The 25979-nt window shown below is 44.2% G+C and carries 24 protein-coding genes and 1 other annotated feature; of the genes, 18 read left to right on the top strand and 6 right to left on the bottom strand.

All coding sequences use genetic code 11. The features are described from left to right. The first annotated feature begins 1 nt into the window (after window position 1). The 5 genes from BLHYD_RS10595 (at window position 2) to BLHYD_RS10575 (ending at window position 4200) form a co-directional block, all read left to right on the top strand. Entirely contained in the window at window positions 2–1066 is a 1065-nt protein-coding gene (locus BLHYD_RS10595; protein WP_005948654.1) for a branched-chain amino acid ABC transporter permease, read from the top strand. Continuing rightward, entirely contained in the window at window positions 1063–1824 is a 762-nt protein-coding gene (locus BLHYD_RS10590; protein ID WP_021844481.1) for an ABC transporter ATP-binding protein, read from the top strand. Before BLHYD_RS10595 ends, BLHYD_RS10590 begins: the two co-directional genes overlap by 4 nt. Window positions 1825–1836: 12 nt before the next feature. Next, window positions 1837–2547 (top strand): ABC transporter ATP-binding protein, encoded by a 711-nt coding sequence (locus BLHYD_RS10585; protein WP_005948656.1) that lies wholly within the window; start codon window positions 1837–1839, stop codon window positions 2545–2547. Window positions 2548–2558: 11 nt separating this feature from the next. Further along, complete coding sequence (locus BLHYD_RS10580; RefSeq protein WP_005948657.1) at window positions 2559–3182, top strand: cytidylate kinase-like family protein; 624 nt, start codon at window positions 2559–2561, stop codon at window positions 3180–3182. A gap of 283 nt (window positions 3183–3465) precedes the next feature. Further along, window positions 3466–4200 (top strand): alpha/beta fold hydrolase, encoded by a 735-nt coding sequence (locus tag BLHYD_RS10575; RefSeq protein WP_172676800.1) that lies wholly within the window; start codon window positions 3466–3468, stop codon window positions 4198–4200. A 21-nt stretch (window positions 4201–4221) separates the two neighbouring features. Here BLHYD_RS10575 and BLHYD_RS10570 read toward each other — a convergent pair whose 3' ends face one another. Then, the gene (locus tag BLHYD_RS10570; protein WP_005948660.1) at window positions 4222–5412 is read right to left on the bottom strand and encodes a CapA family protein; all 1191 of its coding nucleotides are present in this window, start codon (window positions 5410–5412) and stop codon (window positions 4222–4224) included. 242 nt (window positions 5413–5654) lie between these two features. Here BLHYD_RS10570 and BLHYD_RS10565 point away from each other — a divergent pair, with 242 nt between their 5' ends. Continuing rightward, window positions 5655–5939 carry a barstar family protein gene (locus tag BLHYD_RS10565; protein ID WP_005948661.1) on the top strand — a complete coding sequence of 95 codons (285 nt, stop codon included), beginning with the start codon at window positions 5655–5657 and terminating at the stop codon, window positions 5937–5939. Window positions 5940–6017: 78 nt separating this feature from the next. On the opposite strand, the gene BLHYD_RS10560 is transcribed toward BLHYD_RS10565, so the two are convergent. Beyond that, window positions 6018–6854, bottom strand: a complete 837-nt coding sequence (locus BLHYD_RS10560; protein WP_021844485.1) for a prephenate dehydrogenase — start codon at window positions 6852–6854, stop codon at window positions 6018–6020. A 301-nt stretch (window positions 6855–7155) separates the two neighbouring features. Between BLHYD_RS10560 and BLHYD_RS10555 the strand changes: the two genes are divergently transcribed. The 3 genes from BLHYD_RS10555 (at window position 7156) to leuS (ending at window position 14384) form a co-directional block, all read left to right on the top strand. Then, window positions 7156–9243 carry an elongation factor G gene (locus BLHYD_RS10555; RefSeq protein ID WP_021844486.1) on the top strand — a complete coding sequence of 696 codons (2088 nt, stop codon included), beginning with the start codon at window positions 7156–7158 and terminating at the stop codon, window positions 9241–9243. Between the two features lie 340 nt (window positions 9244–9583). Next, the gene (locus tag BLHYD_RS10550; protein ID WP_005948666.1) at window positions 9584–11230 is read left to right on the top strand and encodes a hypothetical protein; all 1647 of its coding nucleotides are present in this window, start codon (window positions 9584–9586) and stop codon (window positions 11228–11230) included. A 56-nt stretch (window positions 11231–11286) separates the two neighbouring features. Beyond that, window positions 11287–11516: a binding site (T-box leader), on the top strand. 453 nt (window positions 11517–11969) lie between these two features. Beyond that, the gene (gene leuS / locus BLHYD_RS10545) at window positions 11970–14384 is read left to right on the top strand and encodes a leucine--tRNA ligase (RefSeq protein WP_021845601.1); all 2415 of its coding nucleotides are present in this window, start codon (window positions 11970–11972) and stop codon (window positions 14382–14384) included. Window positions 14385–14547: 163 nt separating this feature from the next. Here leuS and BLHYD_RS10540 read toward each other — a convergent pair whose 3' ends face one another. After that, complete coding sequence (locus tag BLHYD_RS10540; RefSeq protein ID WP_005948669.1) at window positions 14548–15018, bottom strand: pyridoxamine 5'-phosphate oxidase family protein; 471 nt, start codon at window positions 15016–15018, stop codon at window positions 14548–14550. 356 nt (window positions 15019–15374) lie between these two features. On the opposite strand from BLHYD_RS10540, the gene BLHYD_RS10535 reads away from it, so the two are divergent. Both BLHYD_RS10535 and BLHYD_RS10530 read left to right on the top strand, forming a co-directional pair. Continuing rightward, window positions 15375–15731 (top strand): arsenate reductase family protein, encoded by a 357-nt coding sequence (locus BLHYD_RS10535; protein WP_021845602.1) that lies wholly within the window; start codon window positions 15375–15377, stop codon window positions 15729–15731. A 62-nt stretch (window positions 15732–15793) separates the two neighbouring features. Next, a complete protein-coding gene (locus tag BLHYD_RS10530) occupies window positions 15794–16375 on the top strand; it encodes a hydrolase (RefSeq protein WP_040350570.1) in 582 nt (193 codons plus the stop codon). Between the two features lie 68 nt (window positions 16376–16443). Here BLHYD_RS10530 and BLHYD_RS10525 read toward each other — a convergent pair whose 3' ends face one another. Continuing rightward, on the bottom strand, window positions 16444–18189 hold the full coding sequence (locus BLHYD_RS10525) for an Rqc2 family fibronectin-binding protein (protein ID WP_005948672.1): 1746 nt from the start codon (window positions 18187–18189) through the stop codon (window positions 16444–16446). Window positions 18190–18525: 336 nt separating this feature from the next. Between BLHYD_RS10525 and BLHYD_RS10520 the strand changes: the two genes are divergently transcribed. The 7 genes from BLHYD_RS10520 to BLHYD_RS10490 all read left to right on the top strand — a co-directional run bounded on the left by BLHYD_RS10520 (window position 18526) and on the right by BLHYD_RS10490 (window position 23886). Continuing rightward, the gene (locus tag BLHYD_RS10520) at window positions 18526–19410 is read left to right on the top strand and encodes a YicC/YloC family endoribonuclease (RefSeq protein WP_040350571.1); all 885 of its coding nucleotides are present in this window, start codon (window positions 18526–18528) and stop codon (window positions 19408–19410) included. Between the two features lie 14 nt (window positions 19411–19424). Beyond that, the gene (locus BLHYD_RS10515) at window positions 19425–19697 is read left to right on the top strand and encodes a DUF370 domain-containing protein (protein ID WP_021845605.1); all 273 of its coding nucleotides are present in this window, start codon (window positions 19425–19427) and stop codon (window positions 19695–19697) included. Next, complete coding sequence (gene gmk / locus BLHYD_RS10510; RefSeq protein WP_005948675.1) at window positions 19690–20325, top strand: guanylate kinase; 636 nt, start codon at window positions 19690–19692, stop codon at window positions 20323–20325. Before BLHYD_RS10515 ends, gmk begins: the two co-directional genes overlap by 8 nt. Further along, a complete protein-coding gene (gene rpoZ, locus BLHYD_RS10505; protein WP_005948676.1) occupies window positions 20322–20576 on the top strand; it encodes a DNA-directed RNA polymerase subunit omega in 255 nt (84 codons plus the stop codon). Before gmk ends, rpoZ begins: the two co-directional genes overlap by 4 nt. Window positions 20577–20723: 147 nt before the next feature. After that, complete coding sequence (rimO, locus tag BLHYD_RS10500) at window positions 20724–22061, top strand: 30S ribosomal protein S12 methylthiotransferase RimO (RefSeq protein ID WP_005948677.1); 1338 nt, start codon at window positions 20724–20726, stop codon at window positions 22059–22061. After that, window positions 22045–22584, top strand: a complete 540-nt coding sequence (pgsA, locus tag BLHYD_RS10495; RefSeq protein WP_040350572.1) for a CDP-diacylglycerol--glycerol-3-phosphate 3-phosphatidyltransferase — start codon at window positions 22045–22047, stop codon at window positions 22582–22584. Before rimO ends, pgsA begins: the two co-directional genes overlap by 17 nt. Window positions 22585–22620: 36 nt before the next feature. Continuing rightward, the gene (locus tag BLHYD_RS10490; protein WP_005948679.1) at window positions 22621–23886 is read left to right on the top strand and encodes a competence/damage-inducible protein A; all 1266 of its coding nucleotides are present in this window, start codon (window positions 22621–22623) and stop codon (window positions 23884–23886) included. A gap of 48 nt (window positions 23887–23934) precedes the next feature. On the opposite strand, the gene BLHYD_RS10485 is transcribed toward BLHYD_RS10490, so the two are convergent. Beyond that, window positions 23935–24945, bottom strand: a complete 1011-nt coding sequence (locus BLHYD_RS10485) for a GGGtGRT protein (RefSeq protein WP_021845606.1) — start codon at window positions 24943–24945, stop codon at window positions 23935–23937. A 41-nt stretch (window positions 24946–24986) separates the two neighbouring features. After that, complete coding sequence (locus BLHYD_RS10480; RefSeq protein ID WP_021845607.1) at window positions 24987–25679, bottom strand: iron-sulfur cluster assembly scaffold protein; 693 nt, start codon at window positions 25677–25679, stop codon at window positions 24987–24989. Window positions 25680–25979 lie beyond the last annotated feature (300 nt).

The raw sequence follows: 25979 nt of genomic DNA, 5'->3' as shown, positions 1-25979 counted from the left end.
GATGATGAGAAAAATGAAAAAAAATACAAAGCAGAATCTGATTACTTACGGAATTGTCATCGTAGCCTTCGTCGTTGTTCAATGTCTAATAGCCACAGGCAGTATCTCCAGTTTGATGCAAGGATTGATGGTTCCATTGTGTACTTACGTGATTTTGGCAGTATCGTTAAACCTCGTGGTAGGAATTCTCGGTGAACTAAGTCTTGGCCATGCTGGTTTTATGTGCGTAGGAGCTTTTAGCAGTGCATTTTTTTCCATGTGCACACAGGACACGATTACAGTGGCATCTCTGCGGTTTTTCTTGGCTCTGATTGTAGGTGTGGCTACTGCCGCTGTCTTTGGGATTCTGATTGGAATTCCTGTATTGCGTTTAAAAGGCGACTATCTTGCTATTGTGACTTTGGCTTTTGGAGAGATCATTAAGAACCTGGTGAATGTTCTGTATATAGGGAAAGATAAAAATGGATTTCATTTTTCAATGAAAGATATGATGTCCTTGAATATGGAACCGGATGGGAAGGTGATTGTCAATGGCCCGCAGGGAATCACAGGGGCTCCGAGTGACTCTACATTTTTGATTGGCGTCATTTTGGTACTGGTTTCTTTGTTTATTATTTTGAATTTAACAGATTCTAGAGATGGACGTGCGATTATGGCAATTCGTGATAACCGTATTGCGGCGGAATCGGTGGGAATCAATATTACAAAGTATAAATTGATGGCTTTTACGGTCTCAGCAGCGTTAGCAGGTGCAGCCGGTGTGCTCTATGCACATAATCTGTCGTCCTTGACTGCAACCACCAATAATTTCGGATATAATATGTCAATTATGATACTGGTATTTGTAGTGCTAGGAGGGATCGGAAATATCCGTGGTTCTATGATTGCGGCGGTGATTTTGACTTTGCTCCCAGAACTGTTGAGAGGGTTGTCCGATTATAGAATGTTGATCTATGCGATTGTCTTAATCGTTATGATGTTGTTTAACTGGTCACCGAAATCCATTGAGTGGAGAGAAAAACACTTTTCTTTCCTGAAAAAGAAAAAGGAGGCGAAGGAAGTATGACAGCACTGTTGGAAGTAAAGAATCTCGGGATTTCCTTCGGAGGCCTCAGGGCAGTGAATAATTTTGAGATTCAGATTGAAAAGGAACAGCTCTACGGTTTGATTGGACCAAACGGGGCAGGAAAGACGACGATTTTTAATTTACTGACTGGTGTGTATCGGCCGGACAACGGCAAAGTTTTGCTGGATGGGAAGGATATTACTGGAAAGAGTACCATAGAGATCAATAAGGCAGGAATTGCTAGAACTTTTCAGAATATTCGTTTGTTTAAAGATTTGACAGTTCTGGATAATGTAAAAGTAGGCTTGCATAACAATCACCACTATAATACGGTCTCCGGTATTTTCCGCCTGCCTAGATTTCGGACAGTAGAAAAAGAGATGAATGAGAAGGCAATGGAGCTTTTGAAAGTTTTTGGATTGGACGGGGAAGCAGATGTTCAGGCAGCGAATTTGCCTTACGGAAAACAGAGGAAGCTGGAGATTGCCAGGGCTTTGGCTACAAATCCGAAGCTTTTGCTCTTAGATGAGCCGGCGGCGGGCATGAATCCCAACGAGACTGGAGAGCTGATGGACACGATTCGTTTTGTGAGAGAGAACTTTCATATGACCATTCTTCTGATTGAACACGACATGAAATTGGTCAGTGGAATTTGTGAGAAACTGACGGTTCTGAATTTTGGGGAAGTGTTAACTCAAGGTGGGACCGGTGAGGTACTAAATGATCCGCAGGTTATCACAGCATATCTGGGAGAATAGGAGGAGACAGTAATGGCAATGCTGGAAGTCAAGGATTTGGAGGTATATTATGGAATGATTCAGGCTATTAAGGGTGTCTCATTCCATGTGGACCAAGGTGAAGTCATCGCTTTGATAGGAGCTAACGGGGCAGGAAAAACGACAATTCTGCACACAGTTACTGGCCTGCTCTCTCCGAAAAAGGGCAGTGTGGTTTTTGAAGGTCAGGAGGTTACGAAAATTCCGGCCCATAAAATCGTATCTCTGGGAATGGCTCATGTGCCGGAGGGGAGGCGTGTGTTTGCAGAATTAAGCGTATATGAAAATTTGAAGATGGGTGCCTATACCAGAAAAGATAAATCTGAGATTGAAGAGAATCTGCAAAAAATTTATGAGCGCTTTCCGAGGCTGAAAGAGAGAAAAAATCAGATGGCGGGAACACTCAGCGGAGGGGAACAGCAGATGTTGGCTATGGGACGTGCGCTGATGTCACAGCCTAAGATTATCCTGATGGATGAGCCTTCTATGGGGCTTTCGCCGATTTTGGTCAATGAGATATTTGATATTATACAGGAAGTGAGCAAGAGTGGGACAACGGTGCTTCTGGTTGAACAGAATGCCAAAAAAGCTCTGTCAATCGCAGATAGGGCATATGTTCTTGAGACAGGAAGGATTGCTCTGGAAGGCAGAGCAGAAGATCTGCTGAGAGATGACTCTATAAAGAAAGCATATCTAGGTGAGTAGGAGGATGTCTTATGAAAAACGCAGTGATAACGATCGCAAGGCAGTATGGAAGCGGTGGTAAGACGATAGCAGCGATGCTAGCCAAAGATTTAGGTATAAATTGCTATGGCAGGGAAATTTTGAAGATGGCGTCCGAGGAAAGCGGAATCAATGAGAGGCTGTTTGGAATGTCAGATGAGAAATTGAAGCATTCTGTCCTGATGAAATTATTGAAGCGTCCCTATGAAGGTGACCTTATTCCACCTGAGAGCAGCGGATTTGTGTCAGATGATAATTTGTTCAATTACCAGGCCAAGGTGATCAAAGAGTTGGCAGAGTCAGAGTCCTGTGTGATTGTCGGAAGGTGTGCGGACTACGTTTTGAGAGATTTTCCTAATGTCATCAGTGTGTTTATTCATGCAGACAGGGAATTCTGCTTGGAACAAGCGATGGAGAGAAATAGCATGTCGTTAAAAGAGATGCAACGCTTCATAGAAAAGACAGATAAGTATCGGGGTGACTTTTATAAGTATTATACAGGTCATGAATGGAGTGATGCCAGAAATTATGATTTATGTCTCAACAGTGGAAAGCTGGGCTTCAAAAAATGTGTAGAAGAGATCAAGGCATATATGAAAGTCAGATTTGAAGATTGATGAAAAGAAAATCAAAAAAGAATCTCGCTGGGCGGGATTCTTTTTTTGTAATAGGAAGACCTGTAGAGGGAATGGGTGTCGAAGTGGGGTTTCCCATTTTGCTCTTTACTAGGAATTTCGCTTTGTTTTGTTTGAAAACTCCTAGGGCTTTCGGAATTATTTATTGACTATTCTGAGAATAAATATTATGTTATTGGTGAGGGACTGTAGAAACGGAGAAATTCACAGAAAAGTTAACAAAGTTTATAAAAATTATGATTTTTATATTGACGGAGGTACAGGTATGAAAAAGAAGGAGCACTATGTGTGGGTGGAAGATGCGCATATTTTTTATCAGGTGATCGGACAGGGAAAACCATTGGTACTGCTACACGGGAATGGGGAGAATCACAAATATTTTAGAAGCCAGATTCAATTCTTTCGAAGAGAGTATCAACTGATCTTGATTGACACAAGAGGGCATGGGAAGTCTTCGCCTGGATATCGGAGATGGAATTTTGGGCTGTTAGCTAAGGATGTAGAAGCAGTTTTGGAATGCCTGGGGATAGAAAAAGCAGCTTTTTTGGGGTTTAGTGATGGCGCAAATTTGGCTTTGGAAGTGGCTTTGCGCAGTCCGAAACGGGTTACGTCTCTCATACTTGTAAGTGGTAATTTAAATCCCCAAGGTATGAAAAAGGGATTTTATTTGAGAACAAAGCTGATGTATTGGCTCTATGAAAAGATAGGAAAGATAAATCAAAGAGCTTGTTTGAAATGGCAACTGTATGGCCTTATGGCCTGCCATCCCCACATAAACGAAAGAGAATTGTCTCGTTTGAAAGTACCTGTTTTGATTATTGCCGGGGAGAAAGATTTAATCAAAGAGAACCACACGCGCCATATTCATAACCTGATTCCGAATTCAGATTTGGTGTTGGTGCCTGGAGCTGGACATATGGGAATTTATGAGAAACCTGAGACCTATAATAGAATGATAGGAAAGTTTTTGAAAAAAACTGTCGCAAAAATCGAAGAGTGATTTCGTGACAGGACATGTGAATCATTCAGTGAGGGGGAGGATCACTCCTTCCCCTTCAATCAGCTGACTTCTCTCATTGATCTTGGTCAGAATTCTTTCGGCTTCGCTTCCCTGGGCGGGAGTCGGTTGATAGTTATTATATCCTGAGGCGGAGGAGATGGAACAGGGAATTACATGGATTTGTCCGTCAGGCTGTACACCGGAAGAATCGATTGTGAAAGTCTGCTGGAAGATCATGGTGTCCATATCACTGGGGTAAGAATTTCCGCCAAAACAGAAATTTCCCAGGCTGTACACAATATACTTACCTTTGTATTTCTCAATTCCTTGGAGTACGTGGGGATGGTGGCCTACTACCAGGTCTGCGCCTTCGTCGATAGCCATTCTGCCCAACTGGGTCTGATTGCTGTCAGGAGAGATTTCTTTTTCGGTTCCCCAGTGAAAGACGGTGATGATAAGCTGAGCGCCGTCTTTTTTGACTTTTGCAATATTTTCTTTTAACTGTGTTGTTCTTTCCATGTGGTCACTGAGTTCGTAGATTCCCACAAGCCCCACCTTGACGCCTTTGATTTCTAGCACGGCTGTTTCGTCATAGCCAAAATGAGTGACTCCAGCAGAATCTAAGGCAGTTTTGGTATCTTCGTAACTTTGTTCGCCGTAGTCATGGCTGTGATTGTTGGCCAATGTGACAGCCTCCACAGAACTGGAGCTGAAAATCTGAGCATACTCAGGATCAGCCTTAAATGCAAACAGTTTATCTTCTCTGGATGTGGAAGTAGTAAACGTGCCTTCTGCGTTGGCTATGGTCAGATCATCTTTTTCGAAGACAGAGCGTACATTTTGAAAGAAGTATTCTTTTCCATTGGATTCGTAGACAGAGTTCAGACTGGTACTGTAGTCAAAATTTTCGTCGGTGCCAAGGGTACAGTCTCCCACAGTGGAGATGACAAGACGGAGTGGGTTTTTAGAAGAGTTTTTTCGCTCTGCATCTTTAAGGTCGGAAGCATTTTCTGCGCGCTGAATATTTTCTGAGGAGACAGCTTTTTTGGAAGTTGAATGGCTGTTCAGACTGATGAGAGCTACGCACAGAAGCAAGAGGGCAATCACACAGAGTTCTCCAAGCAGTAGCCATTTTTTTCGGTTTTCTTTATAAAATTTGCTTTTTTTATAAAACTCTCTTTTTTTGTTAGGCTTTTTGGAAAACGAGGACATAAGGACTCCTTTTTATCTGTTTTAGATGTGAATCAGTAGTGAATGAGATCTTTTACTGCAATCCATTATTCCTCATTTTTCTACATTAGTCAACATGAATGGGGAGGATTTTTGATTTTATTAGACATATGACTGAATAGTTACTTCAAAACGAACGTCTGAAAAATATAGGAATCTTTTTACAGCGGGTATGTCTGGAGGATTCATACATATACTGAAACAAAAAGAAGAGAGGAGTCTGAATGATGAGGGAACTTTGGGTGAGGGGAAAAGAGTTTGATTCTCTAGTGGAAGTCCATGATTTTTTGAAAAGTCAGTTGGACTTTCCAGAGCATTATGGCAAAAATTTGTCGGCGTTGTACGATTGTCTGACGGATATCGGTGAGGATACGCGGATTGTGATAGATTGGGAGCAGGTAGAGGAGGATGAGCTGTTGGATGGGTTGGAGAGAATCGCAGAGGTTATGCAGGATGCACAGGAGGAAAACGAATATCTGGAAATAGCTATCGCACAGGAGGATCTTTAGTCCGATATAAAGCAGAAAGAATTCCCCGCTTCAGAGACTCTCGACAGATCACAGAGCGTGAGGCGGGGGAGCATATTTTTAAGGTAAAGGTGGAGGGCTCTGTTCAAAGAGCTGGAAAACAGAGCGTTCGTCTTGTTGATCTAATTGACAGCGAAGCTGGATTAAGGACCGGATATACTCATCCAGGATATTGGAGATATAGGGTGCGTTTTCCATACAAGTCTGCTGCCAGCTGGATGAATTTCCGTCGAAAGACAAAGGTCTTCGGGGCATTAGATTTCGAAGCCGGTGTTCCTTGGTGTCCAATCTCTGAAGCATGGCGACATAGGCGGATTCCAGGAGATGAGGAAGATGGCTGATTCCGGCAAGGGTATAGTCATGCTCCTGCGGTGTCAAAACTAAGGGGACCGTACCCAGGGAGGAGATCAGTTCGGTAAAAACAGAAAGCTTGTGAAAAGAGACATCCTCCGATGGGGTCAGAATATAGTAAGGAGCTTGACAGATAAAATCTGGCATGGAATGGGAGTAACCGCTTAAAGCTTTGTAGAAGAGAGGATGACCTCCGATAAAATTGGCGGTCAGGCTCACGCGGTCTATTTCGCGGTGAATCGTTGCCTTTGTGTTGCCCACATCGGTCAATATACAGTCAGTGCCGATGATGTCTTCCCTCAGATATTTTAAGTAGGCACAATTGCATTCTGTAGGAGCGCATAAAAAAAGAAAGTCGCACTGGTCGAATCTCAGGTTGTTTTCATCCCAGACGGTGTCTAAGATACCTTCCTGTTGAGCCAAGATAAGAGATTCTTTTTGAAGATCGTAAGCGCTGATCAGATATTCGGGATGTGCCGCATGGATGGCCTTCGCGATGGAGCCACCAGTCAGGCCAAATCCAATAAAACCGATATTCACGGACATCTTAAATTCTTCCTTTCGAAACTTTCTGTCCATTATTTTAAGGGAGATGGAGAAAAATGTCAATCTTTGTAGGGGAGTGTCTGGGAAATGGCAACAGCTCAGTCATACAGATATCCGTTTGTGAAAGCATACAAGCATGTTTTATGCTTTTCGCACATGGTATGGCTGAACTGTTACCGAAAATGACTGGAAAAGTAAAAAAAGCCCCGTTTTATATTGTAAAGATTGTATATAATACTTGCAAGTTGCCTGATTTTTTAGTAAAATATGAACATATTATACAGACAGGGAGGTATTACATATGGACGTTTTTAGAACTGACCGAATCAGAAATGTAGTCCTGTTAGGTCATGGCGGCGCGGGAAAGACCACTTTAGTGGAGGCTATGGCTTATTTATCAGGTATGACGAACCGCCTCGGAAGAGTGGAGGATGGAAATACTGTCAGTGACTATGACAAAGAAGAGATTAAACGGGGATTCTCAATTTCCACGACAGTAGTTCCTGTCGTATGGGATAAGATTAAAGTGAATGTGTTGGATACTCCAGGATATTTTGACTTTGTGGGAGAAACCGAGGAAGCAGTAAGCGCAGCTGATGCAGCGATTATCGTAGTTTCTGGAAAGGCCGGTGTTCAGGTAGGAACTCAGAAGGCTTGGAAACTGTGTGAGAAATATAAATTGCCGAGAATGATTTTCGTTACAGGTATGGATATTGATGATGTGAGCTACCGAAAAGTTGTGGAGGATTTGACGGAGCTGTATGGTAAGAAAATTGCTCCGCTTCATTTCCCAATTCGTGAGAACGGTAAATTTGTCGGCTATGTAAATGTGGTCAAACAGGCAGGAAGGCATTACATAGATAAAGGGAAAAAAGAGGAATGCCCAATTCCGGAACACTTAAATGAATATTTGGAAAAATACCGCGAAATTCTGATTGAATCAGTAGCCGAAACCAGTGAAGAATTTATGGATCGTTATTTTGAAGGAGATGAATTCTCTCAGACAGAGATTTCAGCGACTTTGGCGATGAACGTCCAGGAGGGAAGCATTGTGCCTGTATGCATGGGAGCACCGGTAAATTTAAGAGGAGTCTCTAATTTGTTAGATGATATCTGCGGCTACTTCCCAAGTCCTGACAAGAGATCTTGCAATGGCATTGCCACAAAGACTAATGAGATTTTTGAGGCGAACTATGATTTTACAAAGGCTAAGTCAGCCTATATCTGGAAGACAATCGCAGATCCCTTCCTGGGGAAATACTCTTTGGTTAAGATTTGTTCTGGTGTTGTGAAGTCAGATGACGTACTCTATAACGTGGATAAGCAGTCTGATGAAAAACTGAATAAGCTCTATGTTTTGGAAGGCTCCAAGCCATTGGAGGTATCGGAACTTCATGCAGGAGATATTGGTGCCATAGCGAAGTTGAATGATGCCAAGACCGGCGACAGCCTGGCGACAAAGGCACACCCGATTTCTTATCCGAAAGCAGTGATCTCCACACCTTATACCTACAAGAGATATAAGGCTAAGAGTAAAGGGGATGAGGATAAGATTGCTCAGGGCCTGGCGAAGATTATGAGTGAGGATTTGACTGTGAAAAGTGTCAATGACTCGGCGAATCGTCAGACATTGATTTATGGAATGGGAGATCAGCATCTGGATATCGTGTGTAGCAAACTTCTAGAGCGCTATAAGGTTGATGTGGAATTGTCGAAACCAAAAGTTCCGTTCCGCGAGACCATTCGCAAGAATTCTGATGTGGAAGGTAAGCATAAGAAACAGTCCGGCGGACATGGGCAGTATGGTCATGTTAAGATGCGTTTTGAGCCGTCCGGTGATTTAGAAACACCATATATCTTTGAGCAAGTAGTTGTAGGCGGCGCGGTACCGAAAAACTATTTTCCGGCAGTAGAAAAAGGCCTTCAGGAGTCTGTTCAAAAAGGACCGTTGGCTTCTTATCCAGTAGTAGGAGTAAAAGCGACACTTTATGACGGTTCTTACCACACGGTGGATTCTTCGGAGATGGCCTTTAAGATGGCAACGATCTTAGCTTTTAAGAAGGGATTTATGGAGGCGTCTCCGGTACTTTTGGAGCCGATTGTGTCTATGAAGGTGACGGTTCCAGATTCCTATACAGGAGATGTCATGGGCGACTTGAATAAACGCCGTGGACGTGTACTGGGTATGAATCCAGATCATGATGGCAATACTGTCATTGAGGCCGACGTGCCTATGTTGGAGATTTATGGGTATTCCACAGATCTTAGATCTATGACAGGCGGAAGTGGAGAGTTTTCCTATGAGTTTGCACGCTACGAGCAAGCACCGAGTGATATTCAGGAAAAAGAAATCGCCGCAAGAGCAAATGCGTCGGAAGACGAGGAGTAGTCAAGGAAATATCGGCCGCTGTCTGTGAGTAAAACCACAGGCAGCGGTTTTTTATTCTATAGGAAAGTCAGGGGGACTTTTCTATAGGATAAAAAAACTCTGGGCAGAATGCACACGCAGCAGTGAGGAGTTTCACCGCAAAGAGGTGTTGCGGCGGCGCGTTAAGTGGGGTGCGTCCTATAAAGATTGAGGGGAAGTGGGGCTTGCCTACTTTGTTTTTTATAGAATTTAATTTGTACTTTTGAGAAGAAAATGTTAGTATAAGAAAAGAGAAAGCCCCAGAAGCTTTGGGAAACTTTCTCTGCCGACGAAAAATATAAAGGAATGTGTGTAAAAAGTGATGAGAAAAGGAAAAAGCAAATTTTTAGCCGTGATTATTTTGGTTCTCCTGGCGGGAATTTATTACTATGTGACAATTCCTGCCATCAATATTCACTCCAGCGGTTTTTGGACCTTTTTGCTGGCAGTGATGGTTTTGATCTTGGTTATGTACGCAGTGCGAAGAGTAAGGTCTGTGCAGGAGGCAAAAAACAATAAAGTTCTCAAGATAGGAACAGGGCTGGTCCTTTTGGTACTGGTGGTCTATGGTGCGGGAACGCTGTTGTCATCTCCGGTGGTCAATGCGAAGAAGTATCAAAAATTGCTAGAGCCAGAGACAGGAAATTTCACCGAAGATATTGAACAGATCAGTTATGATCAGATCCCTTTACTGGACAAGGATTCGGCAGAGCTTTTGGGAAACCGAAAGATGGGAAGTATGGTGGATATGGTGTCTCAGTTTGAGGTGAGCAACCTGTATTCTCAGATCAATTACCAGGGGAGGCCGGTGAGGGTGACGCCTCTGGAGTACGCCAGCTTCATCAAATGGTTTACGAATCAAAAAGATGGGATTCCTGCCTATATTATGATTGATATGGCTACGCAGGACACGGAGCTGGTGAAACTGAAGGAAGGAATTAAATACTCAGAGGCAGAGTATCTAAACCGGAATATTTATCGACACCTGAGATTCCAGTATCCCACTTACATTTTTGATCAGTTGAGTTTTGAGATCAACGAGGATGGTGTGCCTTATTGGATATGTCCCGTGAAAAAATATACGATAGGGCTGTTCGGAGGGCAAACCATCGGCAGAGTGGTTCTGTGCAATGCAGTGACCGGCGAGTGCCAGGATGTGGCAGTGGAAGATTGCCCGACTTGGGTAGACCGTGTGTATCCGGCAGATTTGCTGGTAGAACTGTACAATTATCATGGAACTTTAATCAATGGTTTTATCAATAGCGTCTTAGGGCAGAAGGGTTGCTTGAAGACTACAGAAGGATATAACTATTTGGCTTTGAATGATGACGTATGGGTTTATACAGGTGTGACTTCCGTCAGCGGGGACCGTTCTAATGTAGGATTTGTTCTGATGAATCAAAGGACCAAGGAGACAAAATACTATGAAGTCTCTGGTGCTGAAGAGTATTCAGCTATGGGTTCTGCAGAAGGCCAAGTTCAAAACTTAGGGTATAAGGCAACTTTTCCGCTGCTCTTAAACATCGCCAACGAGCCTACCTATTTCATTGCCTTGAAGGATGAGGCAGGGCTGGTGAAAAAATATGCGATGGTAAATATTCAAAAATATCAAAATGTGGCTATAGGAGATACGGTTGCTGATTGTGAGAAAGCTTACAGAAAGTTGATTGGAACTGGAGGAAACTCCCAGAATGGAGAAGTGGTTGGCGTCAACACGGTGTCCGGTAAAATTAAGCGGATTGCCCAAGCTGTGATTGAGGGAAATTCCCATTTCTATGTGGTTTTTGAGGAAGACGGATTGAAGTTAGACGGACCGGATACCAAAGCAGAAGGAGTGCTTCCAGAGCCATTGATTTTTGATGTTCCAGTTGCAGATTATCCAGAAATTGTGGCATATGATGTGGGAGATGAACTTCAGATGGAATTTTCCGCGGACACCCCAGCGTGTCAGGTGCTATCATTGAAATAGTGCTTGACAAAAATAGAAAGGCTGGGTAAAATATTTGATAGTCTATTTAATGATAGAAAAAGACAATGAGAAGGAATATTAAGAGTCCTCTGTGCTCACAGAGAGCTGTCGTGGGTGGAAGGCAGCAGTGCAAGGCTCCCAACTGGCCTTTGAGTTCCTTTTTTGAACAGGCGGTGCCTCAGTAGGAAAAGGCGGATGTTCCCGTTATAGAACCAATGAGTGCATTCTGCTAGATGGCAGGGTGAACTAGAGTGGTACCACGGAATGCAGCCCTTTCGTCTCTAGGAAAGACGAAAGGGCTTTTATTGCATAGGAAACTTCGTTCCCTATGCAATAAAAAGCCCCCTAGGCAGGATGCACACGCCGCAATGAGGAATTTCACCGCAAAGCGGTGTTGCGGCGGCGCGCAAAGTGAGCCTGCGTCCTTCAAGATTAAGAGGCAGGGGAGCTGAAGTGGGCTTGCCCACTTTGTTATGTAACAGGAAAGACCTTGTCGCGCTAATGCGTGAAAGCCCTTTCCTATTACATAAACGCTCCGCTATGGATGCGCACGCCGCAATAAGGTCGTACACCGCGAGGCGGTGTTGCGACGGCGCGCAAAGTGGGACGCGCCCCTCAAAGATTGAGGGGATGGGGGGGGAGCTGAAGTGGGCTTGCCCACTTTGTTATTTCATATTATAGGAAAATACATCCTATTTATTTTTATTATAGGAAAATTTTAGTGCAGGAGGAGAAAATCATGGCAGTACCTTATAATCACAAGGCGATTGAGGCAAAATGGCGTGTGAACTGGGAGAAAAACCCGGTGAACGTCAACGACGGCAAAAAGCCGAAATATTATTGTCTGGATATGTTTCCATACCCATCTGGGAATGGGCTTCATGTGGGACATTGGAGAGGATATGTAATTTCAGATGTCTGGAGCCGCTATAAAATGCTACAGGGTTATTACCTGATCCATCCTATGGGATGGGATGCGTTTGGCCTGCCGGCTGAGAACTATGCGATCAAGATGGGGGTTCACCCGGCAATTTCTACGGCAGAGAATGTAAAGAACATCAAAAAGCAGATTAATGATATTGCGGCTATTTATGACTGGGATATGGAGGTAAACACTACAGACCCAGAATTTTATAAGTGGACTCAGTGGATTTTTGTAAAGATGTTCAAAGAAGGGCTGGCCTACGAAAAGGAATTCCCGATCAACTGGTGTCCTTCCTGTAAGACAGGGCTGGCAAACGAAGAGGTGGTCAATGGTTGCTGTGAGCGTTGCGGGGCTACGGTGACGAAGAAAAACCTTCGTCAGTGGATGCTCAGAATCACAAAGTACGCGGAACGTCTTTTGAACGATCTGGACAAACTGGACTGGCCGGAAAAAGTGAAGAAGATGCAGACGGATTGGATTGGAAAATCCTATGGTGCTGAGGTGGATTTCAAGGTTGAGAACAGTGATGAAGCGATCACGGTCTATACCACGAGACCAGATACGCTGTATGGGGCCACTTTTATGGTGCTGGCACCGGAGCATAAGCTGGCGGCTCAGCTGGCCACAGAGGAAAATAAGGAGGCTGTAGAGAAGTATATCTACGAGGCGTCTATGAAATCCAATGTAGACCGTATGCAGGATAAAGAGAAGACGGGCGTCTTCACGGGAAGCTATGCCATCAATCCTCTCAACGGTGCGAAAGTTCCGATTTGGCTGTCAGATTATGTATTGGCTGACTACGGAACTGGAGCGATTATGTGTGTGCCTGCTCACGATGACCGAGATTTTGAGTTTGCGAAAAAATTTGATATTCCGATTGTACAGGTAATCGCAAAAGACGGCAAAGAGATTGAGAATATGACGGAGGCTTACACAGAGGCAGCCGGTACTATGATTAACTCAGGTGAATGGAATGGCATGGAATCAGCAGTGCTGAAAAAGGAAGCTCCTCATATCATTGAAAAGAGGGGCTTTGGTAAGGCGACGGTGAACTATAAGTTGCGTGACTGGGTATTTTCCCGTCAGCGTTATTGGGGAGAACCGATTCCGATTGTGCACTGTCCAAAATGCGGAGCGGTTGCGGTTCCGGAAGAAGAGCTACCTCTGAGACTTCCAGAGGTGGAGAGCTATCAGCCTACAGGTACCGGGGAATCTCCTTTAGCGGCCATTGACGAGTGGGTAAACTGCAAGTGTCCAGAGTGCGGCGCGGATGCGAAGAGGGAGACTAACACGATGCCTCAGTGGGCTGGGTCCTCTTGGTACTTCCTGCGCTACGTGGATAATCATAACAGCGAAGCACTGGTTTCCAGAGAAAAGGCAGACAAGTATCTCCCGGTAGATATGTATATTGGCGGTGTGGAACATGCGGTTCTTCATCTTTTGTATTCCAGATTCTATACAAAATTTTTGTACGACATTGGTGCCATTGATTTTGATGAACCCTTCCATAAGCTGTTTAATCAGGGCATGATTACCGGAAAAAATGGAATTAAGATGAGCAAATCCAAAGGAAACGTAGTGTCTCCTGATGACTTGGTTGCTGATTACGGCTGTGACTCTCTGAGAATGTATGAGCTGTTTGTGGGTCCGCCAGAATTGGATGCTGAGTGGGATGACAGAGGCATTGACGGCGTATATCGTTTCCTGAAACGTTTCTGGACATTGGCTGTGGATAGCATTGAGAAAGATGTCACTGCATCAAAAGAGATGGTGAAACTGCGCAACAAACTTGTGTATGACATTACCCAGCGTCTGGAAAGCTTTAGCTTGAATACGGTAATTTCTGGCTTTATGGAGTACAACAATAAACTTACAGAGTTGGCAAAGAAGGAAGGCGGCATTGACAAGGAGACTGTGGAGACGATGACCGTTTTGCTGTCTCCGTTTGCTCCCCATATCGCTGAGGAACTCTGGGAGAAACTGGGACATACAGACTCTGTGTTCCACACACAATGGCCTTGCGCAGATGAAGAGGCGATGAAGGATGATGAGATTGAGATTCCAGTGCAGATTAACGGAAAAACAAGAGCTGTCATCAGTATATCAGCACAGATCAGCAAGGAAGAAGCGATTGCAGCCGGCAAAAACGCGGTGGCGGATAAGCTGACGGGGAATATTGTAAAAGAAATTTATGTGCCGAAGAAGATCATCAATATTGTGATGAAATAGACCAAAATAGAGTAACTGACATTGGAAAGAGGCGGGCAATGAGAGATTTCCCGCCTCTTTTTGTAAGATAAGCCCGGAAATACAAAATTTGAATTCTAGGAAACGCGGGCTGTGCTTCCCAATAGGAAGCATGAAGCCAAAGTAGATTTTCTTTGTTTGAGAGTTACAGATGGTGGCCTTTGCCAGAAAAACTGTCGGCTTCAATTTTGATGACGGCAACAAGATCAGCCATGGAATCGGTGAATTCAAATGCCTTTTCTGTCATGTGTCTCATAAGGATGGACAGAGCTTGTTTTTTTTCTTCTTTGTTATCCACAATGTGGGCAGTTCCGTTGCCTACGATGCTCTGGTATTCATAGCTGTAAGCGCAAGCAACGTCACCTTCCACCAGTTTGTGAGAACAGTCCATTTCGAAACAGACAGAACTGTTTTGGGAAAGGGCAGAGATCTTGCGCCCTTCTTTGGAGCTGTGTAGATATAAGGTGAGTTTTCCGTCCTGGTATTGATAGCCAAAATTCAGTGGAACTAGGTACAGGCCGTCTTTGTCCTGCATTGCTACACGGCAGACCTTGCATTCCTCCAATATCTGCTGAAGCTGATGGGTGTCTGTGATTTCTCTTTCTTTTCTTCTCATGGTAGAACCTCCTTTTGCGGATAATGTCAGATAAGATATTTTGTAACTATTCAGCCAATAATAGCTCGGATTAGCTGCTACGCAGCTTATACTGTCGCATATGTGGTTAAATCCTAAGCACCATATGCCTGACAAGAAAAAACTCTTCTGCAAGCAAGCTTGTTCCAGATTTTTACTCTTATCAGTCGCATGGCTGAATAGTCGCGATATTTTTGGTTTCTGAATTCATCATATTCAACGAAGAGCATCTTGTAAAGGAAAAAAGAAGAAAAGATGGAACAAGAAATGAAAACGTGATAGAATCAAAAGAACTTAAAAGATCCGAGAATATACGGAAAAAGAAGGGAGGAATTTTTATGGTGTTATTTTTGGAATATCCGAAATGCAGTACCTGCAAAAAGGCGAAGAAATGGCTTGAGGAGCATCAGGTGAATTATGATGATCGCCATATTGTGGAGGACAATCCTACAGTAGAGGAGCTGAAAGACTGGATTGGTCGTAGCGGTCTGCCGTTGAGACGTTTTTTTAATACTAGTGGAATGAAATACCGGGAGCTTCAGCTTAAAGACAGACTTCCTAAAATGAGTGAAGAAGAACAGTTGGAGCTGTTGGCCACAGACGGAATGCTGGTGAAAAGACCGCTGCTGGTTTTAGAAGACCGGGTGATACCGGGATTTAAAGAGAAGGAATGGCTGGAGGGCCTTGGACTGTAGAGATACCGCGAAGAAAAATAGAATCATGAAAAGTGTTTTTCACGGAAAGGGGTTTTGGGAATATGCAGACAAAAGTGACGAGAGAGGAAGCATGGGGCTTGCTCAGAAAGTACAACCAAGAAGAGTTTCATCTTATTCATGGGCTTACTGTGGAGGGAGCCATGCGTTGGTTTGCCAGGGAATTGGGCTATGGACAGGAAGAGGATTTCTGGGGACTGGTGGGGCTTTTGCACGATGTGGATTGGGAACAGTATCCCGAAGAACATTGCAAGAAGGCTCCGGAGTTGTTAGAGGAGATTCATGCGGAGCCTGAAATGGTGCGGGCGATCTGTAGCCACGGATATGGGCTTGTGACAGACATCGAACCGGAACATCAAATGGAGAAGGTGCTCTATGCAGTGGATGAGCTCACTGGCCTGGTGGGTGCAGCTGCTAAGATGCGCCCGTCGAAAAGTGTTCAGGACATGGAAGTGTCCTCTCTGAAAAAGAAGTTCAAAGATAAGCGTTTTGCAGCAGGATGCTCACGGGATGTGATACGCAAAGGAGCTGAGATGCTTGGTTGGGAACTCACAGAATTATTTGAGAAGACGATTTTGGCCATGCGTTCCTGTGAGGAACAGATCAATGAGACAGATTTATCCTGATGAATTTTTGATGGAGAATAGAGACCGCCATACCTGAGAGCTGTTCGTCAGATATGGCGGTCTTTGCTTTAGTCGTCGATAAGTGTCAAGGTCTGGATATCCGGTACAGCCATCAGAGAATAGTTTGTATAGTAAACGACAAAGCCAGGTTTGGAGCCGTTGGGTTTTTTGACATGTTTTTTCTGAATATAGTCGATTTCCACTTTAGGGGCGGTGCGGCCTTTGGAGTAATAGGCGGCCAGACTCCCCGCCTCTTCAAAGACGCGGTCAGGTAGTTCTTCGTCGCTGCTTTTTACGATGACATGGGAGCCGGCGGTACCTTTCGCGTGGAACCACCAGTCGTTTCCAGTGGCGAATTTGAAGGTGAGCTCATCGTTTTGATAGTTATTTTTTCCTACGTAAATATGATAACCGTCGCTGGATAAGTAGTGAAAAGGCTTGGATTTTACGGAGGTCTTCTTTTTTCCTATAGAGTGTTTTTTGATGTATCCGTACTGTGTCAGCTCTTCTTTGATCTGAACCAAATCGGATTCATTCAGGGCGATGTCTAAGGAGGCACTGATAGATTCCAGGTGCTGGATTTCTTCTTTTGTCTCCGCGATCTGTGTAGTTAAAGCGTCTTCTGTTCTTTTTAGCTTTGCATATTTTTCAAAGTATTTTTTTGCGTTCGCCTGGGGGGAAAGACTAGGGTCCAGGGGGACAGCGATTTCTTCGTTGGTGTAGTAGTTCAGTGCCTGAAAAGATTTGCAGCCGTCTTCGAGGCCATAGCCATAAGTATTGATGAGTTCACCGTAAACTTTATATTTCTCTTTTTTGCCAGTGTCTTTTAGCTGTTTCAGCTGGAGGGAGTATTTTTTGGAGTTTCGTTCCAAGGCAGTTTGGACGATTCGGCGCAGGTCTGAAGATTTCTGCCGAATGCGTGTCACAATATTTTTCTGGGCGTAATATTGCTCCAACATAGAGGAGACAGAAGGATACCCTTTTGTTGTGTGTCCGGTCTGATACTGAGACATGGGGAGTACGGAGTACTCTACGGGTATCTGGTCACGGAAAATAATGTTGGGATGAAAGTCGCCCTCTTTGACTTGGTCTAGGATTCTATTGAGAGTTCCGTACAAATGGAGCTTTGAATTTTCATCCAGGGTTTCCGTAGGCTCATCCCCGTCTAGAGAGGCACGGGTACAGATTTCATGGGCCATTACAGGGCTGATTCCAGTCAAAGAAGTATACAATGCGCGGGCAATCTGCGTAGGCTTGCTAAGAACCTGGGTGTGAAAAGTCTCCTCCGTCAGATTCCAGGGATTTAGCTTTTCCTGAGTCTGGGGAATGAAGTACTGCCGTCCAGGAAGAACTTCACGGACAGAGCTCATATGGGAAGAGACATGTTTGATACTGTCTAAAATTTTATAGTCCTCGTCACAGAAGATGATGTTGCTGTGTTTTCCCATGATTTCTATGATTAAATATTTACGGCAGAGATCTCCTAGTTCATTGAGATGTTCCAGCTCAAATCGAATGACGCGTTCAAGACTTGGTTGAGTAATGGAGAGAAAGCGAGCACTGCTCAGGTGTTTGCGCAGCAGCATACAAAAGTTAGGTGCAGTCAAAGGACTGGGTTTATTTTTTTGGGTGAAATATATCAAGGGGAGAGATGCACTGGCAGATAAAAGCAGGCGGCAGTTTCCCTTGGGGCCGCGGCAGGTGAGGAGCAGTTCGTCAGTCTCAGGCTGAGCAATTTTATTGATTCTTCCTCCTGCCAGGTAATCGTTTAATTCTTTTACCATCGCAGCGATGGTGATTCCGTCAAAAGCCATAAATATCTCCTTGTTCTATGTAAAAAAATATTTTTTGTAATTGTTCAGCCAGCGCCATTCGTAAAACCGCATTGCGTACTTATCGTGGCTAACGCTATCGTTTTGCTTATTGAATAGTGCTCAGCTCATTTAGATATCCGTTCGCAAAAACATATAAGTATGTTTTATGCTTCTCGTAGACTGTATGGTTGAACGGTTACATTTTGGTAATTCTTGCGTGGCTGAATAGTTACACATTTTCTATTATATCAGAAAAAAAGGATTTGACTAGGGTTTTGGAATGAACTATAATAAATCTATATGCAATTAATTAGACACAGAAAAAGAGTGAAAACAATGATGAAAAGTATGACAGGTTTCGGTCGGGCAGAAGCCACAGATCAAGAACAAAAGATTACAGTGGAATTAAAATCCGTGAACCATAGGTATCTGGATATGAATATCAAGATACCGAAGAAACTGAGTTATTTTGAGGCAGCTATTCGAAATCTGCTGAAGAGTTATATTCAGAGAGGAAAAGTGGATGTCTTTGTCACCTATGAGGATTATACTCAGAAAAGAGTAGTCCTGAAATACAACCAGGAATTGGCGGCGGAATATATACAGTATTTTAAACGGATGAGCGAAAACTTTGGGCTGGAGAATGATGTAAACGTCTCCCAGCTGATGCGATGCCCGGAAGTGTTGATGATGGAAGAACAGGATATTGATGAGACAGAGCTTTGGGCATCTCTGGAACCGGTGCTTTGCCAGGCATGTGAGCGGTTTGTGGAGTCGAGGACCGCGGAGGGAAAGAACCTGACCAGAGATTTGTTGTGTAAACTGGAAGGCTTAGAGGAAAAAGTAAGGCTGGTGGAAGCGCGTTCTCCAGAGGTGATTCAGGCTTATCGGGAGAAACTGACAAATAAGATGAGAGAGCTCTTGGAAGACACGCAGATTGAGGAGAATCGGATTGCTGCCGAGGTCGTGCTCTTTGCGGACAAAATCTGTAACGATGAGGAGACGGTACGTCTGCGCAGTCATATCAAGAATATGAGAACGATACTGGTAGAGGGAAATTCCCAGAGTGTCGGGCGTAAGTTAGATTTTCTAGCCCAGGAAATGAACCGGGAAGCGAACACGATACTTTCGAAATCGAACGATTTGGAGATATCAAATCTGGCAATTGATCTGAAGACAGAGATCGAGAAGATTCGTGAACAGATTCAAAATATTGAATAAGAGTGGAGATTTTTGTGACAAAATTAATTAACATAGGGTTTGGAAATTTAGTAAACGCACAGAAGATTGTGGCGATTGTCAGCCCGGATGCGGCGCCGATCAAACGGTTGGTGCAGAGCGCGAAAAACGATGGTCGAGTCATTGATGCCACCCAAGGGAGAAAGACCAAAGGGGTGATTCTTACAGATCAAAATCAAGTGATTTTGTCGGCCTTGCAGCCGGATACCATTTCGCGGCGTTTTAGTGGCAAGTCAGAATTGGAGGAGAGAGGAGAGAGTCATGAATAAAGGTGTTTTGACGGTTGTCTCTGGTTTTTCAGGTTCTGGAAAAGGAACGATTATGAAAGCTTTGTTAAAAAAGTATGACAATTATGCGCTGTCTATCTCTGCGACGACGCGCTCTCCTAGAGAAGGTGAGAGGAATGGGCGGGAGTACTTCTTTAAGACGAAGGAGGAGTTTCAGCGTCTGATTGAAGAAGACCAATTGATTGAGTATGCACAGTATGTGGAGAATTATTACGGAACACCCAGGGAATATGTGGAACGCTGCTTGGATGACGGAAAAGATGTGATCTTGGAAATTGAGGTTCAAGGGGCGAGGAAAGTAAAAGAAAAGATTCCGGAGGCAGTTTTGATCTTTGTGACACCGCCTAGCGCAGAGGAGTTGAGAGCGCGTTTGGTGGGCCGAGGAACAGAGTCTATGGAAGTGATAGAATCCCGGTTGAGCCGAGCCAACGAGGAGGCTGTAGTGATGCCGGATTATGATTATCTTCTGGTGAATGACGACCTGGAACAGTGTGTGGAAGCTATGCACGGGATAATCCAGGCTGAGCGCTGTAAGATGAGAAGAAATGAAACATTTCAGAGAAAAATAAAAGAAGAGTTGAAAGAATTTTTGAAAGGAGAAGAAGTATGATTCATCCATCATATTCAGAGCTTATCAAAGTAGTTAATCAAGGAGCAGAGGACGACGAGACTCCAGTAGTCAGCAGTCGGTACTCCATCGTGCTGGCTACCAGCAAGAGGGCCAGACAATTGATCGCTGGAGCAGAACCCAAAGTGGGAGGTACGCATGGAAAGAAACCTTTGTCTATTGCTATTGACGAGCTATATAAAGGACAGGTAAAAATTATGCCGGAGGAAGAAGAAAAAGGCGGCGAAGAATAAGTTTTGAGCGTAGAGAAAGCATTCGCGCATGAGCGTGACAAGGTCTTTTCTATGACAATGAGGAAGAGGGGGCTGTTGGAACAACATTCGCAACAGCCCCCATTGTAATATTAATAGAAAGCTTTGCAGGAAAAAGGAGAGCGGAGAATGAAAGTATTGTTTATTTCTCTTGGATGCGATAAAAACCTGGTGGATTCAGAGGAGATGCTGGGTTTGCTGCGTGACAGGGGATATGAGATCACTGACGATGAGACAGAAGCGGATGTGATTGCAATCAATACCTGTTGTTTTATACACGATGCAAAAGAAGAGAGTATTCAGTCTATTTTGGAGATGGCAGAGTATCGGAAGCAGGGACGCTGTAAAGTTTTGTTAGTGACTGGGTGTATGGCGCAGAGATACCAGAAAGAAATTCGCCAGGAGATTCCAGAGGTGGATGTGGTTTTGGGAACTACTTCTTTTGAGAAAATTGTGGATGCTCTGGACAGCGCTTTTAGGGGAATTCCCTATGAGGATTTTGAAAGCATCGACTATCTGCCGATGGTTTCTGCGGACAGAATTTTAACCACAGGGGGCTATTATGGGTATCTAAAGATCGCGGAAGGGTGTGACAAGCACTGTACCTACTGTATTATCCCGAGCCTGAGAGGAAAATTCCGCAGCTATCCCATGGAAAGACTATTAAAACAGGCAGAGAAGATGGCACAGCAAGGAGTGAGAGAGTTGATTCTGGTTGCCCAGGAGACGACTCTTTATGGGACAGATCTGTATGGGAAAAAATCGCTCCATAGACTTTTAGAGGAGCTATGCAAAATTACTGGCATCTACTGGATTCGTGTCTTATACTGTTATCCGGAGGAAATCTATCCTGAATTGGTGGAAGTGATAGCTAGAGAGCCGAAAGTCTGTCACTATCTGGACTTGCCGATTCAACACGCCAGCGACAGAATTTTAAAGAGAATGGGAAGGCGTACTTCGAAAAAGCAGTTGGTGGAGATTGTCAGGACGCTTAGGGAGAAAATACCGGATATTGTGTTGCGGACCACTTTGATTACTGGTTTTCCCGGGGAGACTCAGGAAGATCATGAAGAATTGATGGAGTTTGTGGATACGATGGAGTTTGACCGCCTGGGGGTTTTTACTTATTCACCGGAAGAGAATACCCCGGCTGCGGTCATGAAAGCTCAGATTTCAGAAGAGATAAAGGAGGACCGCAAAGCAGAGTTGATGGAATTGCAGCAGGAGATCTCTCTGGAACGGGGAAATAGTAGAATTGGGCAAGTATTGCTGGTAATGATCGAGGGAAAGGTGGCAGATGAGAATGCGTATGTTGGACGGACTTACGCGGATGCTCCAAATGTGGACGGCTACATCTTTGTACAGAGCCCAGAAATGTTGATGTCCGGTGACTTTGTAAAGGTGCGAGTCACCGGAGCGCTAGAATACGATTTGATAGGAGAGATATATGATGAATACGCCGAATAAGTTGACGGTTGCACGCATGATTATGGTTCCTTTTTTTGTTCTATTTATGCTGGCTGGCTTTGCGGGAACTGCTGGAAAATGGATTGCTCTGGCAATCTTCGTGGTTGCCAGTCTGACAGATTATTTGGATGGGCATTTGGCCAGAAAATACAATCTTGTCACGGATTTTGGAAAGTTCATGGACCCATTGGCAGACAAGTTATTGGTGTGTTCTGCGCTGATCTGTTTGGTGGAATTGGACCGACTGGCAGCTTGGATTGTGATTGTAATTATCGGGCGTGAATTTATTATCAGTGGTTTTCGGCTGGTGGCGGCTGACAATGGAGTCGTGATTGCTGCCAGCTATTGGGGGAAATTTAAGACGGTCTCTCAAATGATTATGATTATTTTAATGATTATGAATCTGGGAGGTTTTTTCTCTGTTTTAGAACAGATATTTGTGTGGCTGGCGGTGGCTTTGACAGTCATTTCACTGGTGGATTATCTGTATAAGAATCGAAACGTGTTGTCAATGCAAGGCTAACGGGGTTTCACATCAAAGCCCAGGAAAGGAGTACCAATGATTACTGAACTGATATCTGTAGGCACCGAAATTTTGCTTGGAAACATTGTGAATACCAACAGTGCATATCTGTCTGAGATGTGTGCGAGGCTGGGAATGGACCTTTATTACCAGACTGTGGTAGGAGATAATGAGGAACGGATGAAACACACGGTGAAGATGGCGTTGGAACGTTCTGACACGATCATTCTCACAGGAGGGTTAGGACCTACACAGGATGATCTCACAAAAGAAGTGGTTGCGCAAGTGCTGGGAATGGAGTTGGTGGAAGACGCCCACACGCACAGGCGGATTGAAGAATACATGGAAAACTATGCAAAAAACAATCCGAATAGAAAAATCACAGATAACAATTGGAAACAGGCGATGGTTCCGAAGGGAGCGATCGTTTTGGACAATGCCAACGGAACTGCCCCGGGTTTGATTTTGGAAAAGAATGGAAAGACAGCGATTTTGCTGCCGGGGCCACCAAATGAATTAAAACCGATGTTTGAAGAACAAGTATATCCGTATCTGAGAAAAAAACAGCCAGATATTTTTTATTCTCAACTGGTGAAAATCTGTAATATAGGAGAGAGTCAGATTGCGGCAGAAATTCAAGATCTTATAGAGAATCAGACCAATCCGACCATTGCTCCATATGCGAAGACAGGGGAAGTACATCTTAGGATTACAGCTAGGGCGAAGGATGAAAAAGAGGGAAAGAAGCTCGTAAAACCCCTGGTCAGAGAACTGAAGATACGTTTTGGGAAAAACATCTATGCCACAGATGAGAGAAAGACCTTAGAGGAAGCAGTTGTAGACTTGCTGAAAGACCAGAAATTGAAATTGAGTTTGGTAGAGTCGTGTACGGGCGGTGCCTTAGCAGCGCGCATTGTGAATGTCCCCGGGGCCTCAGAGGTGTTTGGAACAGGTTTTGTGACCTACAGCAACAAAGCGAAGAGAAAATTAGTCATGGTAAAGAAAATGACTTTGAAGACTGTTGGTGCTGTCAGTGAAAAATGTGCAAGGGAGATGGCAAAAGGTGGCTGCGCGGCCAGTGGAGCGGATGTTTGTCTGTCTGTCACGGGAATTGCAGGCCCTGACGGAGGGACAAAAGAAAAACCTGTGGGAACCGTTTTTATGGGCTGTTGTTACCAGGGAAGAGTCAGAGTACGGGAGTTTCATTTTAGTGGCAACCGAGCAAAAATTAGAGAACAATCGGTGGTCTATGCACTGGCGTTTTTGAGAGATTGTATTACGGGAAATGATGAAGAATCATAGAAATAGGACCTAAAAATCAAGGAATACATGATTTTTAGGTCCTGTCTTTTAGAATTTACCTTCTTTTGCAGCTTCTTCAACAGCAACAGCAACAGCGACGGTCATACCTACCATCGGATTGTTTCCTGCGCCGATTAATCCCATCATTTCTACATGGGCAGGAACGGAAGAGGAACCTGCGAACTGAGCGTCAGAGTGCATACGGCCTAAGGTATCTGTCATACCGTAGGAAGCCGGTCCAGCAGCCATGTTGTCTGGATGCAGAGTACGGCCTGTACCACCGCCGGAAGCGACGGAGAAGTATTTCTTTCCAGCCTCTATACACTCTTTTTTATAGGTTCCTGCAACTGGATGCTGGAATCTAGTCGGGTTTGTGGAATTTCCAGTGATGGAGACATCTACGCCCTCTTTCCACATGATTGCAACACCTTCGCGTACGTCGTTGGCACCGTAGCAGTTTACCTTTGCACGGGGACCATCGGAATATGCTTTGCGGAATACTTCTTTGAGCTCTCCGGTGTAATAATCATAATCTGTCTCTACATATGTAAAGCCGTTGATACGGGCGATGATCTGAGCAGCGTCTTTGCCAAGACCGTTCAGAATGACACGAAGTGGCTTCTGGCGTACTTTATTTGCCTTTTCAGCGATGCCGATCGCACCTTCAGCGGCTGCGAAAGACTCATGACCAGCCAGAAAACAGAAACAGTCGGTCTCCTCTTCCAGGAGCATTTTGCCTAGATTGCCATGTCCCAGACCCACTTTTCTCTGGTCTGCTACAGAACCTGGGATACAAAATGCCTGAAGGCCTTCGCCGATTGCAGCGGCAGCATCGGCAGCTCTTCTGCAGTCTTTTTTGATAGCGATTGCAGCGCCGACGGTATATGCCCAACATGCATTCTCAAAACAGATAGGCTGAATGCTTTTGATCTGATTGTACACATCAAGACCAGCATCTTTGGTTATTTTTTCAGCTTCTTCTATGGAAGAGATTCCATAGCTATTTAAAACAGAGTTGATTTTATCAATTCTTCTTTCATATGATTCAAATAAAGCCATTCTTATTAATCCTCCTATATTCTTTGTGGCATTACGATTCATCAAGCTTTTCTCGGGTCGATGATCTTTGCAGCATCTGCTACACGGCCGTACTGTCCTTTGGCTTTTTCAAAGGCAGTGTTTGCGTCGTCACCTGCTTTGATGAAGTCCATCATTCTTCCGAAATTGATGTATTGGTATCCGATAATGCAACCTTCTTCGTCCAAAGCGACTCCGGTCACATAACCTTCCGCCATCTCAAGATAACGAGGACCTTTTTTCAGAGTTCCATACATAGTACCTACTTGAGAACGAAGTCCTTTTCCGAGGTCTTCCAAACCAGCACCGATTGGCAGTCCGTCTTCAGAAAATGCACTCTGGCTTCTTCCGTATACGATCTGCAAGAAAAGTTCTCTCATGGCTGTGTTGATTGCGTCACAGACCAAATCTGTATTTAATGCCTCCAAAAGAGTTCTTCCAGGGAGGATTTCAGATGCCATGGCCGCAGAGTGGGTCATACCTGAACATCCGATGGTTTCTACCAGAGCTTCCTGGATGATTCCGTCTTTCACATTCAAGGTCAGTTTACAGGTACCTTGCTGAGGTGCGCACCAGCCGACGCCATGGGTCAGACCGGAAATATCTTTAATTTCTTTGGCTTTTACCCATTTAGCCTCTTCTGGGATAGGAGCTGCACCGTGAGCAACGCCCTGTGCCACTGGACACATCATTTCTACTTCGTGTGAATAAATCATTTTAAAACTCCTTTCAAGTATAGATTGACTTTTTACCGTTTGAGCATACGGCATTCTAGACATATTCTCTCACAAACTTCCAAATTAGTCCAGAAAAAAACAAGGGCTCTTTCCAAAACAGGTGTAAAATTTATTTGCAAAAATGAAAAAATCTTTGTGCATCTTTGTTAAATATGTCAAAACTCCATTGCAGCAGATAAGCGGAAATGAGTTCTGGTGAGGCGATGTGGATAGGGAAAACAGCAATATCTAGGCAGATTCTGACGAAGAGGCGGTCTTTTGAGTGTAGAAAAAAGGAGA

The sequence above is a fragment of the Blautia hydrogenotrophica DSM 10507 genome, from assembly GCF_034356035.1.
GTDB lineage: Bacteria > Bacillota > Clostridia > Lachnospirales > Lachnospiraceae > Blautia_A > Blautia_A hydrogenotrophica.
This window is presented reverse-complemented; position numbering and strand designations above follow the sequence as displayed.

Bases quoted from the DNA above. Each gene is read 5' to 3' on its own strand.
- BLHYD_RS10525 (WP_005948672.1), bottom strand. From the start codon at position 18,189: ATGGCTTTTGACGGAATCACCATCGCTGCGATGGTAAAAGAATTAAAC.
- BLHYD_RS10590 (WP_021844481.1), top strand. From the start codon at position 1,063: ATGACAGCACTGTTGGAAGTAAAGAATCTCGGGATTTCCTTCGGAGGC.
- BLHYD_RS10555 (WP_021844486.1), top strand. From the start codon at position 7,156: ATGGACGTTTTTAGAACTGACCGAATCAGAAATGTAGTCCTGTTAGGT.
- gmk (WP_005948675.1), top strand. From the start codon at position 19,690: ATGAATAAAGGTGTTTTGACGGTTGTCTCTGGTTTTTCAGGTTCTGGA.
- rpoZ (WP_005948676.1), top strand. From the start codon at position 20,322: ATGATTCATCCATCATATTCAGAGCTTATCAAAGTAGTTAATCAAGGA.
- rimO (WP_005948677.1), top strand. From the start codon at position 20,724: ATGAAAGTATTGTTTATTTCTCTTGGATGCGATAAAAACCTGGTGGAT.
- BLHYD_RS10480 (WP_021845607.1), bottom strand. From the start codon at position 25,679: ATGATTTATTCACACGAAGTAGAAATGATGTGTCCAGTGGCACAGGGC.
- BLHYD_RS10535 (WP_021845602.1), top strand. From the start codon at position 15,375: ATGGTGTTATTTTTGGAATATCCGAAATGCAGTACCTGCAAAAAGGCG.
- BLHYD_RS10485 (WP_021845606.1), bottom strand. From the start codon at position 24,945: ATGGCTTTATTTGAATCATATGAAAGAAGAATTGATAAAATCAACTCT.
- BLHYD_RS10575 (WP_172676800.1), top strand. From the start codon at position 3,466: ATGAAAAAGAAGGAGCACTATGTGTGGGTGGAAGATGCGCATATTTTT.
- leuS (WP_021845601.1), top strand. From the start codon at position 11,970: ATGGCAGTACCTTATAATCACAAGGCGATTGAGGCAAAATGGCGTGTG.
- BLHYD_RS10540 (WP_005948669.1), bottom strand. From the start codon at position 15,018: ATGAGAAGAAAAGAAAGAGAAATCACAGACACCCATCAGCTTCAGCAG.
- BLHYD_RS10550 (WP_005948666.1), top strand. From the start codon at position 9,584: ATGAGAAAAGGAAAAAGCAAATTTTTAGCCGTGATTATTTTGGTTCTC.
- BLHYD_RS10580 (WP_005948657.1), top strand. From the start codon at position 2,559: ATGAAAAACGCAGTGATAACGATCGCAAGGCAGTATGGAAGCGGTGGT.
- BLHYD_RS10570 (WP_005948660.1), bottom strand. From the start codon at position 5,412: ATGTCCTCGTTTTCCAAAAAGCCTAACAAAAAAAGAGAGTTTTATAAA.
- BLHYD_RS10530 (WP_040350570.1), top strand. From the start codon at position 15,794: ATGCAGACAAAAGTGACGAGAGAGGAAGCATGGGGCTTGCTCAGAAAG.
- pgsA (WP_040350572.1), top strand. From the start codon at position 22,045: ATGAATACGCCGAATAAGTTGACGGTTGCACGCATGATTATGGTTCCT.
- BLHYD_RS10520 (WP_040350571.1), top strand. From the start codon at position 18,526: ATGATGAAAAGTATGACAGGTTTCGGTCGGGCAGAAGCCACAGATCAA.
- BLHYD_RS10565 (WP_005948661.1), top strand. From the start codon at position 5,655: ATGATGAGGGAACTTTGGGTGAGGGGAAAAGAGTTTGATTCTCTAGTG.
- BLHYD_RS10595 (WP_005948654.1), top strand. From the start codon at position 2: ATGATGAGAAAAATGAAAAAAAATACAAAGCAGAATCTGATTACTTAC.
- BLHYD_RS10560 (WP_021844485.1), bottom strand. From the start codon at position 6,854: ATGTCCGTGAATATCGGTTTTATTGGATTTGGCCTGACTGGTGGCTCC.
- BLHYD_RS10490 (WP_005948679.1), top strand. From the start codon at position 22,621: ATGATTACTGAACTGATATCTGTAGGCACCGAAATTTTGCTTGGAAAC.
- BLHYD_RS10585 (WP_005948656.1), top strand. From the start codon at position 1,837: ATGGCAATGCTGGAAGTCAAGGATTTGGAGGTATATTATGGAATGATT.